Here is a 12467-nt window from a genome sequence, read left to right as displayed (position 1 = left end):
ATGCTATGTTTAGTTTACCTGAACCTATGTTCTATATAATTAGATTTAACTTAACAAAATGCAAGCGTAAACTTCTCTGTAAGTTACAACCACAGGGTGGAATAGAGATGTTTAAACATATAAAAACAAAGGTATCTGGTGCACCAACACCAATGGGCGGTTTGGCATTAGGTATTGCCAGCCTAGGTTGGGCTTGGGAGAGTATGTTTAACCTAAATGGCGTAGCACAATATGCCGGTGCCGCTATTGCGAGCGTATTATTGCTATTGTTAACACTTAAGTTTTTATTACATCCTCAGCTGCTTAAAGCCGATTTAGCCCATCCGGTTGTGGGAAGTGTGGTGCCTACTTTTGCTATGGCTACTTTAGTGGTGTCTAATTCTTTAGGGCAGTTTTACTCCCTTGCGGGAGATATGCTTTGGGTTGGTGCATTTTTATTGCATGTGGTGTTTTTAATCAGCTTTATTGCTCATCGCGTGATTGAATTTAAAATTGAGCATATGGTGCCAAGCTGGTTTGTACCGCCGGTTGGGATCATTGTTGCCGATGTCGCGTTTTCAGGGAATCCGGCTCTGCTATTTTTAGCACAAGGGGCGCTTTATTTTGGCATGCTGATGTATGCAGTTATGTTGCCTATGATGATTTACCGGATCATTTTTGCTGCGCACATTCCTGATGCTGCACAACCTACACTGGCTATTTTAGCGGCGCCAGCAAGTTTATCGTTAGCTGGTTACTTTACAGTTATCAGCGAGCCGTCACCGGTTATTATTGGCTTGTTATTTGGAATTGCGGTACTGATGACCTTTATAATTTACGTCGCATTTTTTAAATTACTGCGCCGTCCATTTTGCCCAGGTTACGCTGCGTTTACTTTTCCTATGGTCATTGGTGCTACCGCGTTATTTAAACTTGCCGCATGGATGCATGCAGAGGGTATTGATTTGCAGTTTGTTAAACAAATACAGTATTTAGCAACGTTTGAACTGATTGTGGCAAGTGGGGTAGTTTGCTATGTGGCGGTTCGTTATTTGGCTCACTTTAAGCTTTTTAACACTCAATTTAAGCCTCTTACCCTATCACAATAACGATTAAACGCTTGTTTGCACTACCTCGTTAGCCTCGTGCTCAATTGCTTGTTCGGCATCTTGCTCAGCAAGCTTTGCGCGCTCTGCTTTTGAAACATAAGCCGGTTTGTTGCTTTTATGTAGCTTGGCATTAGCACGCTTATCTTTGTTATTAAATTTTGTAATGATCTTTTTTCTGCGATTCATGATTCACCTCGTAATTTTGAGCTGCGCATTATACAGGCATCTTGTTCAAAGCTGTTAGACAAATTATAAGCTTTGCTTGTGGGTTTGCCGCAAAGCGCTGTTTGTCACTTTGCAAGGAGGTTATAATTAGAGCTCTTTATTGTTAATTAAATGGAATCTGTTTTGAACAAGCTCGCTTTAGCAAGTATTGCCTTATGTGCATTTAGCGCTCATGCACAATTAAATAAACACAGTGAAAGCGTGGCCGATTACGCAGTTAATAGCTACCAAAATGCACAGGTGCATACGCTTACTAATTTAGTATCGTTTCCTACGGTGAATAAAAGTGAGATCAGTGCGCCACAAAATCCTGATTTTATTAGCTTTAAAGCGTTATTAAAAATGAAAGCCGCTGAACTTGGCTTTGACTACCAAGATTTAGGTTATACGGTACTCATAGGTATGGGTGAGCAAAAAGAAAAAGTAACCATAGTGACTCACGGCGATGTACAACCCGCAAACGCCAGTAAATGGAAGCAAAGCCCATTTATTATTGATACCTCAGAGCCGGGTAAATTAATTGGCCGAGGTACCGAAGACGATAAAGGCGCTATTGCCACCGCTTTATATGCGATGAAAGCCATAAAAGATAAAGGTATAACCCTTGATAACCGCATTGAGCTGATGGTTTACCTAGCGGAGGAGTCTGATTGGGGGCCTTTAACCGAATTTATGAAAACTTATGAGCAACCAAAGTATGCGGTCACCATTGATGCCTCATATCCCGTGGTAGTTGCTGAAAAAGGCTGGAGCTTAATTTCGCCTACGTTTGCAGCTACATCAGCGCAAACCGGTGTGTATGTAAGTAATGTTACGGGTGGTGCCTTTGCGAGCCAAATTCCTGAAGATGCCAGCTTAACCTTGCATAACGCCAGTGCTGAATTAGTGACTCAATTAAAACAAACCGCCACGGCTCTTAAGCAAGTAGAATTTACCTTTGACGAACAAATAGATGGAACTTTAATTAGTGTAAAAGGGGTATCGGCACATTCATCTGAACCAGAATCAGGCGTTAACGCCATTGCTTATTTGGCTGAACTATTTAAAGCCGTCGAGCTTGAAAACAACAGCGATGGGCAGCTTATTAAGTTTGTAAATCAGCTAATAGGCCTAGATATATACGGTAAACAATTTGGTGATATTGCGTATAAACATGACTTTATGGGGCCAATGACAGTAGCGCCCACGGTTATTGAACGAGACGGTAATAACCTAACGTTAGCGGTTAATGCTCGTCGCCCTATGGGTAAAGAGGCTGACTTACTTGAGCAGCAAATTAATAGTGCGCTTACCCAATGGCAAGCTGATAATAAAGTAACATTGGCAAATGTTAAAACTACCATTGGCACACCCATGCTGCTTGATGGAGCGCCTCATGCGCAGAAGTTACTTGATATTTTTAAACATTTTACTGGCGATCAAGACGCAGGTTTTGTGTCGATTGGTGGTGGTACCAACGCTAAATTATTTGATAATGCCGTATCGTTTGGCCCATCAATGCCGGGTAAACGCTACACAGGTCACTCAGAGCATGAATTTATTACGCTTGAGCAACTAGCACTTAATTTACGTATGTACACCGCAATGATGATAGAGCTAGGTAATATGTAATTTGGGTTATTGCATAGCAAATACGAAAAAAACCGCCTTTGTGGCGGTTTTTTTATAACAACTAAATGTTATTGAAAATTAACGTCTGGTAAGCACTCAAAGCCCGGTTTGGCAAACAAGTAGCCTTGCATTAAATCAATACCGGCATTTTTTAACCAGTGATATTCTTCAACTGTTTCAATGCCCTCAGCCAGTGCCATTACGTTTAGCTCTTTAAACATATTTAAGCAGTTACGCACAATAGTTTGGCGTTTTGTATCTTTGTCGATATTGCGTATAAGTGCCATATCGAGTTTAATAATATCTGTTTGAAAATCAGCTAGTAAGTTTAATCCAGAGTAGCCTGAGCCAAAGTCATCGGTGGCTGTTTTAAAGCCCAGCTCTTGGTAGTAGCTTACAACTCGTTCAACGTGGCTGCTATCCTCTATTTTTTCAACTTCAGTAAATTCAAACATAATATTAGTTGTAGGGAAGTTGTACTTTTTAGCCGCTTCTAGGGTGGTACGAATACAGCGCTCAGGCTTATAAATAGCGTTGGGTAAAAAGTTAATGCTTAGCATGGTGTTTATGCCTAGCTTAGAGGCAAGCGCAATGGCTTTTATTCTACACAGTTGATCAAAGGTATAGCGATTGTTGTCGTTTACTTGGGAAATAATAGAGAAAGCCGACTCGTTGTTTAAACCACGAACTAAAGCCTCATACCCATAAATAGTGTTACTTTTACAACTTATAATAGGCTGAAATGCCATGGTAAAGTCAAAGTCTAGCTCGCTAGAATCAGCGCAGTTGCTACAAGATACTTTTTCGCAACTTTGTGATTTTTCGTTCATTCATCCACCTTTTTTATTAACCCACACTAAAAGGTGGTTAAGTTTTGGTAATCCTAACAAAGTATTGAGATTTTACATAATTATATTAGCTAACATTAATGTAACTCATAATTAAGTTTTTATTCAACTCATGAAAAATCAGCAATAAGGTTATGCTTATATAACCTTATTGCTACGCTAAAAGTATAGTAGGTTTGCAAAATTAGTTAAGTGTTGCGGTTAGTTTTATGCTGGTATTGAGTAATTTAGAGATAGGGCAGCCTTTTTTAGTGTCTTCACACAGGGTTTGAAATTGCTCATTTGAAATATCAGCAACTTTTGCATTCACCACTAATTCAATTTCACTCACTGCAAAGCCATCGTCTACTTCATCTAAGCTTACAGTCGCTTTGGTGTTTATATCGTCAGCAGTATAACCCGCATCTCCTAACGCCAGCGATAACGCCATGCTAAAGCAAGCACTGTGGGCTGCACCAACTAACTCCTCTGGGTTAGAGCCGGGTTTATCTTCAAAGCGGGTATTAAACCCATACGGCTGGTTATCAAGTGCGCCGCTTTGAGTTGAAATAGTGCCTTTACCACTTTTAATATCGCCAGACCAATTTGAGCTTGCCGTTTTTTTGATTGTCATCATGTTCTCCTTGTTGCGATTAATGTAAATTTTTCAGCATTGATATCGGTTGTATGTAAATTAATCCGATAATTGCTGAAAAATGTAAGCATTAACACGGAGGTTGCAAGATAAACGCCAATCTCTATTTGCTACGTTTACATCGCTGTGAACAATAAATAACGTTATCCCAGTCTCGTTGCCATTTTTTTCTCCATGCAAAAGGTTTGTTGCACACAGGGCATATTTTTTCAGGTAGGGTTAGTTTTTTATGTGCCATAGTTATTTGCCTGATTGCTTTTTGGTTTTACGTACCGAGGGAGTGATGGCTACATGTTTTTTTAGTATGGCATGAATAGCACGTTTAACCTCGCTACGCTCTCGGTATTGCCATAATCGCTCACGTGCCTCTTTAGATGCTTGAGTTAAATCAAGCATCGGCTCTGGGTAATCTTCACCAAGTTTAAAGTCATTAAATAATGCTTCCATGGGAGTTTGTTCCCAAGGTTGATGTAAATATTCAATGGGGAGCTTTTCAAGTTCGGGGCACCATTTTTTTATAAATGCGCCAGTTGGGTCTTGATCTTCAGATTGCTTAATGGGGTTGTAATGGCGAATGGTATTAATGCCAGTAACCGATGCCTGCATTTGAATTTGCGGATAATGAATACCTGGCTCAAAGTCTAAAAAGTAGTTAGCCAGCGGAAAGCTTGCTTGCTGCCAACTGATGTTTAAATGATGGGTTACAAAACTAACTAACATAGCGCGCATTCTAAAGTTAATATAACCGGTGGCTTTTAAACAGCGCATGCAGGCATCAATAATAGGAATACCGGTTTGCCCCTGTGCCCAGCGTTCAATATCGCTAGTTACCTGAGCGTCATCACGATACGGAAATGCATGGTAACCCGGATTTAAGGCTTTAAATTCCATGCTGCATTCGCTTTCAAACTTTTGCATAAAATGGCAATGCCAATGAAGGCGAGATATAAAAGCACCAAGCGGGCGCTTCCAGCCTTTTTTATCGGGATGGGTGGAATGGTATGCTTCTATCGCCATTTGATACACCTGCCTAAGGCTAATATTGCCCCAGGCTAAATAGGGCGAAAGTCTAGAACAATGCGTGCGGCTCAAGCTTGGGCTGGAGATCCCTTTTTGATAGCCTTTACCGCGCTCGGCAAAAAAACTGTGCATAACGTCGCGGGCAAGTCGTGGCCCTCCATGTTGAAAGTTGTCATCGTCAGCTGTGTAACTACTTGGTAATTTTGGCGATTGGTAGTGTGTGAGTGTCACTGTTTTAATGTGCTTCCAATCTGGAATGGCAATTGGCGCTTGCATTGTTTGTTGCCAGTATTCATTCCAATTATTGCGATTTTTTTTACCGCGAATGACAGCCCCCGTTGGTGATTGGTGCCAGTTAATCTGATTATGTTGGCACCATGCTTTAATCGCTTTATCGCGCTCAAATGTATTATTTAAGCCGATTTCTTGGTGACTAAAGAGATTAATTATTTCAAACTGGGTGTGCAGCTCTTCAAGCAGGCCCTGCATATTTTGTTTAAATAGGTACACGCAGCTATTAAAGCGAGCAAGTTGTTGGTTTAAATCACATAGTGACTGATACACAAAGCGCCAATGTCGCTCGTTATAATGAGCATCTTCGAGTAACAGCGGCTCAAAGTTATACAGCAATAATGTTGGAAGTCCGTTGCTAAACGCATTTTTAAGCGGTTGATGATCGCTTAAGCGTAAATCGCGTTTAAACCAGACAATATTTATTTTTTGGCGCATGTAATTAAATTATTTGCTAGCAGTGTAATGTAAATTAAGACTTAGCTTATAAGTACGTATTGCCTAGGTGTTAGGGTTTAGTTTTTAAGTTAAAAGTGAGAAACAATGTTTTTAGATTTAATGCAAAACAGCAGCCGCTCTGTGTATAGCTACTTAGTTGGCGGCATTAGCCCACGACCGATTGCATGGATAAGCACCCTAAGTAGTGAGGGGGTAACTAATATTGCACCTTACTCTTTTTTTACCGTAGCAAGTTGTCAGCCTGCAGTGCTAAGTGTGACTCAAGTTAACCCCAGCGATAAAGCCAATAAAGATACACTGACAAATTTACTGGCCACCAAAGAATGTGTTGTTAATACTGTTAGCCATGCCTTAGTAGAGCAAATGAATCAAAGCTGTGCTAACTACCCAAATAATGTCAGTGAGTTTGATAAGGCCAACATACAGTCAGTCTCAAGCCAGCTAGTTAATCCGCCAAGTGTTGCAGCTTCAAAAGTACGTTATGAATGTAAGCTTCGAGAGGTGATCACTATTTCAGATGAGCCAAGCGGTGGCAAAATGATGCTCTTAGATGTAGTGGGAATTTTTGTCGATGACGCCACGTTGGTAAATGGTTATATAGATCCGACACGTTTAGATACAGTAGGTAAAATGGGCGGCGATTACTTTAGCACCACTAACGATAAGTTTGTATTAAAACGCCCACAACTTTAACGGTGAGCGTTTTAATTACAGCAGGTTAAATAGGGCGCTATTTACTCTGTTTTTGGTAAAAACAGCGCACTAATTGCACCCAAAAATCCTAATCCACTGTAGAGCAAAATAAGCTCTGCGGTTGATAAAAACGATTCTAATAAGCCAATGCTGCCTAACATCAGTAATAAAACCCCAATAACGGTATTACTAACCGACACATAATCGGTGCGTTTGTTACCCTCTGCCATATCGACGAGGTACGTTTTGCGTCCTAAGCGCACGCCTTGGTGCGCAACTGAGAGTAAAAAGTACAAAATAGGCATAGCCCACCAGTTCAGTAGCAGCTCGCCATACCAAGTCGCAATAACAAATACGGCTAAGCCATTAAATGTGACTAAAATAGCGCTAAGCACTAAAACTCGCTGGCTAGATAAGTCGCTTAAGCGCCCCCAAATTGGCGCTGAGACTAGGCTTGCAAAGCCGGAAACTGCAATAAAGGTGGCAAGTAAAGAAAATTCAAACGACTGTTTACTGGCTAAAATAATATAAAAAGGAGCGCTCAATGCTGAACAAAGCAGTAAGGCACGTGTAATAACAAAATGGGCAAACTGTTTGTCTTGGTATAAAATTTTTAACTTTGAAAACGCGTGCAATAGGCCATTATTCGCTCCTTCGGTAGCGCCACTATATTCGTTAATTTGTGCATAAAAAAACGCGGCAATCAACCACATTAATGCACCCAGTAGTAAAGCGATGATCACAATGTCTTGATCTTTTTGCTGTGAAAAAAACCACATCATGAGGCCAAACGTTAAGGTGGCAAAACCGGCAATGCTTGCAGCAAGCCCGCTAATATTACCGCGTTGCTGTTTAGGAATAACTTTGCCCAGCACATCTTTTGCAGCTACAGAGTTAAACCCCCTAGCAAGGCTAAATAAAATTAATAAGCCAATAATGGCATAACCTGCTTGTGCGCCCTTGAGGATAAACGCAACCGCAACCATGGCTAAAATGCATCCTGCTTGCATCACTGCACCTATTACCCATACCCATTTACGAACGGGGAGTTTGCGAATAACGTTTGCAATAGCAAGTTGGGGCAGTAACGAGCCCGATTCTCTGATTGGCACTAACCAAGCAATAAAACTCGCGGGTACATTTAAGCTTTGCATTAACCAGGGCAGGGTGATTTTTGGATTAAGCAGTGCATCGGCAAATTTACTAAAAAGCTGGCTAATGAGTAAAATAATAAAATTACCGGGTACTTCCTGACAGGCATTGTCGTCGATGGCCTTGCAGGCTCGGGCGTCTTCTTCATTGTTTAAACGTTTATAGATTTGTTCTTTTGTCAGTTTTTTCACAATTAATAACTACGCTATCAGTGTAAATATTTAGATATATTAAGATGATATGCTTAACTTTTCTACTTTTGGGATTACAAAGTCATGTTACCTGCTAAAAACAAAGGTTAATTCACAAAAAAATCAGCTAAGCGCTGATTTTTTTATTTGTACTAAACTGGAGCCTTATTCAAAATCACGAGCACTGTGGCGCTCTGCGAGTTGATCCTCTTCTGCTCCCCACGTACGGTTAACGCGACGACCTCGTTTTACACCTGGACGCGCTGCTATTTGCTTAGCCCAACGAACCACATGGGTATAAGATCCGACATCTAAAAACTCGGCGGCGTCGTATAAGTCGCCTAATACCAGTGAGCCATACCAAGGCCATATGGCAATGTCGGCAATGGAATATTCACTGCCTGCCATGTATTCGTTGTCACTTAAATGGCGGTTAAGCACATCTAACTGACGTTTAGTTTCCATGGTGAAACGGTCAATCGGGTATTGCATTTTGGTTGGTGCATAACTGTAAAAATGACCAAAACCACCGCCTAAATAAGGCGCCGATCCCATTTGCCAAAATAACCAGTTACGACATTGTGTTTTAGCTTGAAAGTCATTAGGAATAAGCGCATCAAACTTCTCGCCAAGGTATTGTAAAATAGCGCCAGATTCAAACACAGGAGTCGGTGGCGTTGTAGAATGATCCATCAACGCAGGTATTTTTGAGTTTGGGTTTATATCAACAAAATCAGAGCCAAACTGATCGCCTTCACCAATATTAATTAAATAAGCGTCGTACTCAGCCTCAGTAATACCAAGCTCTAACAGCTCTTCAAACATAATACTGACTTTTTGCCCGTTGGGGGTCGCTAATGAGTAAAGCTGAAATGGATGTTTACCAATGGGCAATGTTTTATCGTGGGTTGCTCCTGCAATTGGGCGGTTAATGTTTGCAAATTTACCGCCACTTTCATTGTCCCATGTCCATACTTTTGCTGGGGTGTAGTCGTTGTTATCACTCATAAATAGCCTCTAATCGTTTAAACGTGCGTATTTGCTTTGCCCGTTGTTGCTTTTAATTTATCTGCTTTTGCTAATTTATACCCTAAAAAGAATCCACTTAATGCGCCGAACAGATGGCTTTCAAACGAGATATGCAACCGCTGTGGAAACACACCCCAAATAAAGCCACTGTATAAAAAGGCCACCACCACGGCTATAAAAATAGATTTAAAAGAACGTCTTACAATGCCATAGCATAAAATAAAGCCCCATAATCCATAAATAACGCCACTTAAGCCGACATGAATATTGCCACGGGCAAACATCCATACCAGTAATCCACCAACTAATGCGGTGAATAAAAATACGCTATAAAAACGCTTTACACTGTATTGGCAAATTAACCAGCTTAAAACAATAAAGGGCAGCATATTACTCGCAAAATGCCACCAGCTACCGTGTAAAAAGGGAGCGCAAAGAATCCCAATCAGCCCTTGAATGCTGCGAGGGTAAATACCTAAACCATTTAAACTAATGCCTGGCAGGCTATTAATTAGTTGCAACACAAAACAAATAGTTACAATGCTTATAATGGCAAAGCGGGTGCTGCTGAGTAACGATAAGGTGGATGGTTTATTTTGCATACGGTGCCCTTATTTATAGTAAGAGTGGCCAGTATAGGAATAGTGGTGAGTAATGAAAAGCAAATTAAAAAGCACAGCGATTAAACTGTGCTTTTTATGCTGATTAATCGTAATTAACCAAGCTTGGTAAGTAGTTTTTTAGCTGCTAGCTCAGAGCTTGCTGGGTTTTGACCAGTGATCACTAAACCGTCTTCAAGCGCAAGAACGCCCCAGTCGTCAGTTTTTTGATAGTCACCACCTTTTTTAATCAGCTCGTCTTCGACTAAAAATGGAACTACATCTGTTAATTGTACAGCGGCTTCTTCAGTGTTACTAAAGCCGGTAACTTTTTTACCCGCAACCAATGCATTGCCATCAGCATCTTTTGTATTTAAAAATGCGGCACTGGCATGACACACAGCTGCCACTGGCTTTTGTAATTTTACAAAATCTTCGATGAGCGAGATTGAATCCGTGTTATCTACTAAATCCCATAATGGGCCGTGGCCACCTGGGTAAAATACCGCATCAAAATCAGAAGCATTCACTTCACTTAGCACTTTTGTGTTTGCCATTAATGCTTGCGCTGCACTGTCGTTGTCGTAACGCTTGGTAGCATCAGTCTGGAAGTCGGCTAATGTACTGGTTGGGTCGATTGGTGGTTGGCCACCGTTTGGTGAAGCTAGAGTGATTTCTGCGCCAGCATCAACAAATGCATAATAAGGGGCGGCGAACTCTTCTACCCAAAAACCTGTTTTTTCACCGGTGTTGCCTAAATCAGCGTGTGAAGTAAGTACCATTAGTATTTTCTTAGCCATTATTTTTTCCTTCTGATGATTTAAAATTGTAATCTTTGCTTAGCAATTACTATATGCACTAACCCAACCTTAAACAACGATGATAAATTCAACTTTATTGATTTAATAATTGATACAATGAGCTAAGGCTACAATTAGGATGCAGTGATGAAAGTTTCGTTTGAACAATTAAAAAGTATGGTGGTGTTTGCACAAATAGTTGAGCAGGGCAGTTTAACTGCAGCGGCAAAGCAGCTAGGGTTAACGCGGGCAGTAGCCAGTTATCATTTAAAAAAGCTAGAAACGCAACTTGAAGTAACCTTGCTTAACCGCTCAACACGCACTATGGCGCTTACTGAAGCCGGTATGGCTTACTATGAGCGCTGCCGCGTTATTACCGAGCAAGCCAATGCTGCTAATCAACAAATAGAAAATATAAAAAGTGAGCCCCAAGGATTATTAAAAATTAGTTGTCCGGTTAATGTGGGGATGCAATTAATAGTGCCTGCAATTAATACCTTTAAGCGCCAATACTCCAAAATTGATATAGATTTACAGCTAACTGATGATGTGGTGGATATTATTAAACACGGGTTTGATTTTGCAATTAGAGGGGTTGCACTGCGCGATTCGAACTTACAGGCAACTAAGTTAACCACTATGAGTACCTGTATTTGTGGTGCGCCTAATTATTTTGCGCATTATGGCAAGCCTACTACGCCCGATGAATTAGCAAAGCACCAGTGGGTGGTTTATCAGCTAGGGAGCAAAACCTTGACCTTGCAAAAAGACGGTAAAAAAGTCGACATTACCATGCAAGGATCCCTCAGTACTAATAATGCCGCAGCACGGACTGCATTTGTGGAGGCAGGACATGGCATAGGGCGTATACCGCTATACGATGCATGGCCAAAAGTACAAGCGGGTTTGCTGCAAATTATAATGGACGACTACAAAAGCAAAGACATTGAGTTGTATGGGGTTTTCCCGCCAGGGGCGACGGGATCTAAAAAGTTGCGTTTGTTTATTGATTATTTAAAAGCGTACTTTGTAAAACAGCATACGGCATTAGGTATGCGTAAGGGCTAGCGCTCGGTTAAATAAGGCAACAGCCTGTTGATACATTGCAATAGCGAGAGCTGCATCGTATCGCTCGCCTTCATCACGCATAAAGGCATGTTGCGCGTTAACTTCTTGCCATTGGTAATTTATACCAGTACGAACAGCTTGCTGGTATATTTTGTCTCGGCCATCTTGTGGAACATGGGGATCTTGTTTACCCCAAATAAAATGAATTTCACCGAGTATATCGGCCATGCGTTCAAACGAGTTATTTCCGGGTTGTGCGGGCAGTGTATTACTGTGTATATCGGTGGCGTATAAACAAAATGCAGCTTTTATAAGTGGGTTTAATGCGGCTCTGTAAGCTAAATGCCCACCAATACACACTCCCATAGCCCCAACATTTCCTGAACAATAACTTTGGCGTTTTACAAAGTCGATAAGGCTTTGCGTATCGCTATCATGATGCTCTAAAGGTTTAGCCCATTTATCGCTATTACCCTTATCTTTGCCTTCGTCATCATAAGCAAGCACTGTCCCAATTGGGTTAAGCTCATGAAATACTTCTGGCACAAGTACGATAAATCCATGACTGGCTAAAATAGCTGCACTACGGGCAATGGGTGCCGTTTGCTGAAAAATTTCAGAATAAAAAATAATGGCAGGGTATTGCCCCGATGTTTGTGGGCGGTAAATGGTAGTTCGCATTAACCCTGTAGGCGTTGGTAAGTCAGCGTTATGGTGTTGAATGATCATAAAAGCGCTCAGTAAAATGAATATAATAGC

Annotated in this window: 14 protein-coding genes; 4 read left to right on the top strand and 10 right to left on the bottom strand. The window is 41.1% G+C overall.

All coding sequences use genetic code 11. The annotated features are described in order from the left end of the window. The first annotated feature begins 107 nt into the window (after positions 1-107). Entirely contained in the window at positions 108-1088 is a 981-nt protein-coding gene (locus AC27JR_RS11465) for a TDT family transporter (RefSeq protein ID WP_076918921.1), read from the top strand. Between the two features lie 3 nt (positions 1089-1091). On the opposite strand, the gene AC27JR_RS11460 is transcribed toward AC27JR_RS11465, so the two are convergent. Continuing rightward, positions 1092-1274, bottom strand: coding sequence for a DUF2986 domain-containing protein (locus AC27JR_RS11460; RefSeq protein WP_055011686.1), 183 nt, complete (start codon positions 1272-1274; stop codon positions 1092-1094). 162 nt (positions 1275-1436) lie between these two features. On the opposite strand from AC27JR_RS11460, the gene AC27JR_RS11455 reads away from it, so the two are divergent. Next, positions 1437-2924, top strand: a complete 1488-nt coding sequence (locus AC27JR_RS11455; RefSeq protein ID WP_487173658.1) for a dipeptidase — start codon at positions 1437-1439, stop codon at positions 2922-2924. Between the two features lie 68 nt (positions 2925-2992). Here the strand turns inward: AC27JR_RS11455 and AC27JR_RS11450 are convergent, their stop codons facing one another. The 4 genes from AC27JR_RS11450 to AC27JR_RS11435 form a co-directional block, all read right to left on the bottom strand. After that, positions 2993-3754 (bottom strand): EAL domain-containing protein, encoded by a 762-nt coding sequence (locus AC27JR_RS11450; RefSeq protein ID WP_487173657.1) that lies wholly within the window; start codon positions 3752-3754, stop codon positions 2993-2995. Positions 3755-3956: 202 nt separating this feature from the next. Beyond that, positions 3957-4385 carry an OsmC family protein gene (locus AC27JR_RS11445; protein ID WP_008108801.1) on the bottom strand — a complete coding sequence of 143 codons (429 nt, stop codon included), beginning with the start codon at positions 4383-4385 and terminating at the stop codon, positions 3957-3959. A gap of 124 nt (positions 4386-4509) precedes the next feature. After that, a complete protein-coding gene (locus tag AC27JR_RS11440) occupies positions 4510-4644 on the bottom strand; it encodes a DUF2256 domain-containing protein (protein WP_008108799.1) in 135 nt (44 codons plus the stop codon). Positions 4645-4646: 2 nt separating this feature from the next. Continuing rightward, a complete protein-coding gene (locus AC27JR_RS11435; protein WP_487173656.1) occupies positions 4647-6155 on the bottom strand; it encodes a cryptochrome/deoxyribodipyrimidine photo-lyase family protein in 1509 nt (502 codons plus the stop codon). 105 nt (positions 6156-6260) lie between these two features. Here AC27JR_RS11435 and AC27JR_RS11430 point away from each other — a divergent pair, with 105 nt between their 5' ends. Continuing rightward, positions 6261-6869, top strand: coding sequence for a flavin reductase family protein (locus AC27JR_RS11430; protein WP_487173655.1), 609 nt, complete (start codon positions 6261-6263; stop codon positions 6867-6869). Between the two features lie 41 nt (positions 6870-6910). On the opposite strand, the gene AC27JR_RS11425 is transcribed toward AC27JR_RS11430, so the two are convergent. From AC27JR_RS11425 to AC27JR_RS11410, 4 genes are all read right to left on the bottom strand, one after another. Next, positions 6911-8212 (bottom strand): MFS transporter, encoded by a 1302-nt coding sequence (locus AC27JR_RS11425; protein WP_487173654.1) that lies wholly within the window; start codon positions 8210-8212, stop codon positions 6911-6913. A gap of 165 nt (positions 8213-8377) precedes the next feature. Further along, positions 8378-9220 carry a glutathione-dependent disulfide-bond oxidoreductase gene (yghU, locus tag AC27JR_RS11420; RefSeq protein ID WP_008108789.1) on the bottom strand — a complete coding sequence of 281 codons (843 nt, stop codon included), beginning with the start codon at positions 9218-9220 and terminating at the stop codon, positions 8378-8380. Between the two features lie 17 nt (positions 9221-9237). Continuing rightward, complete coding sequence (locus tag AC27JR_RS11415) at positions 9238-9843, bottom strand: rhomboid family intramembrane serine protease (RefSeq protein ID WP_076918926.1); 606 nt, start codon at positions 9841-9843, stop codon at positions 9238-9240. Positions 9844-9956: 113 nt separating this feature from the next. Beyond that, positions 9957-10640, bottom strand: coding sequence for a type 1 glutamine amidotransferase domain-containing protein (locus AC27JR_RS11410; protein ID WP_008464673.1), 684 nt, complete (start codon positions 10638-10640; stop codon positions 9957-9959). Between the two features lie 147 nt (positions 10641-10787). Here AC27JR_RS11410 and AC27JR_RS11405 point away from each other — a divergent pair, with 147 nt between their 5' ends. Further along, a complete protein-coding gene (locus AC27JR_RS11405; protein ID WP_487173652.1) occupies positions 10788-11708 on the top strand; it encodes a LysR family transcriptional regulator in 921 nt (306 codons plus the stop codon). Here the strand turns inward: AC27JR_RS11405 and AC27JR_RS11400 are convergent. Next, positions 11688-12437 carry a dienelactone hydrolase family protein gene (locus AC27JR_RS11400; protein WP_008108782.1) on the bottom strand — a complete coding sequence of 250 codons (750 nt, stop codon included), beginning with the start codon at positions 12435-12437 and terminating at the stop codon, positions 11688-11690. The genes AC27JR_RS11405 and AC27JR_RS11400 overlap by 21 nt on opposite strands. Positions 12438-12467 lie beyond the last annotated feature (30 nt).

It is taken from the genome of Pseudoalteromonas sp. NH0006-26, assembly GCF_057552415.1.
This window is presented reverse-complemented; position numbering and strand designations above follow the sequence as displayed.

What these genes read in the sequence shown, in the direction of transcription:
- AC27JR_RS11400 (WP_008108782.1), bottom strand. Translation starts at nt 12,437, where the DNA reads ATGATCATTCAACACCATAACGCTGACTTACCAACGCCTACAGGGTTA.
- AC27JR_RS11410 (WP_008464673.1), bottom strand. Translation starts at nt 10,640, where the DNA reads ATGGCTAAGAAAATACTAATGGTACTTACTTCACACGCTGATTTAGGC.
- AC27JR_RS11415 (WP_076918926.1), bottom strand. Translation starts at nt 9,843, where the DNA reads ATGCAAAATAAACCATCCACCTTATCGTTACTCAGCAGCACCCGCTTT.
- AC27JR_RS11465 (WP_076918921.1), top strand. Translation starts at nt 108, where the DNA reads ATGTTTAAACATATAAAAACAAAGGTATCTGGTGCACCAACACCAATG.
- AC27JR_RS11460 (WP_055011686.1), bottom strand. Translation starts at nt 1,274, where the DNA reads ATGAATCGCAGAAAAAAGATCATTACAAAATTTAATAACAAAGATAAG.
- AC27JR_RS11450 (WP_487173657.1), bottom strand. Translation starts at nt 3,754, where the DNA reads ATGAACGAAAAATCACAAAGTTGCGAAAAAGTATCTTGTAGCAACTGC.
- AC27JR_RS11405 (WP_487173652.1), top strand. Translation starts at nt 10,788, where the DNA reads ATGAAAGTTTCGTTTGAACAATTAAAAAGTATGGTGGTGTTTGCACAA.
- yghU (WP_008108789.1), bottom strand. Translation starts at nt 9,220, where the DNA reads ATGAGTGATAACAACGACTACACCCCAGCAAAAGTATGGACATGGGAC.
- AC27JR_RS11430 (WP_487173655.1), top strand. Translation starts at nt 6,261, where the DNA reads ATGTTTTTAGATTTAATGCAAAACAGCAGCCGCTCTGTGTATAGCTAC.
- AC27JR_RS11445 (WP_008108801.1), bottom strand. Translation starts at nt 4,385, where the DNA reads ATGACAATCAAAAAAACGGCAAGCTCAAATTGGTCTGGCGATATTAAA.
- AC27JR_RS11440 (WP_008108799.1), bottom strand. Translation starts at nt 4,644, where the DNA reads ATGGCACATAAAAAACTAACCCTACCTGAAAAAATATGCCCTGTGTGC.
- AC27JR_RS11435 (WP_487173656.1), bottom strand. Translation starts at nt 6,155, where the DNA reads ATGCGCCAAAAAATAAATATTGTCTGGTTTAAACGCGATTTACGCTTA.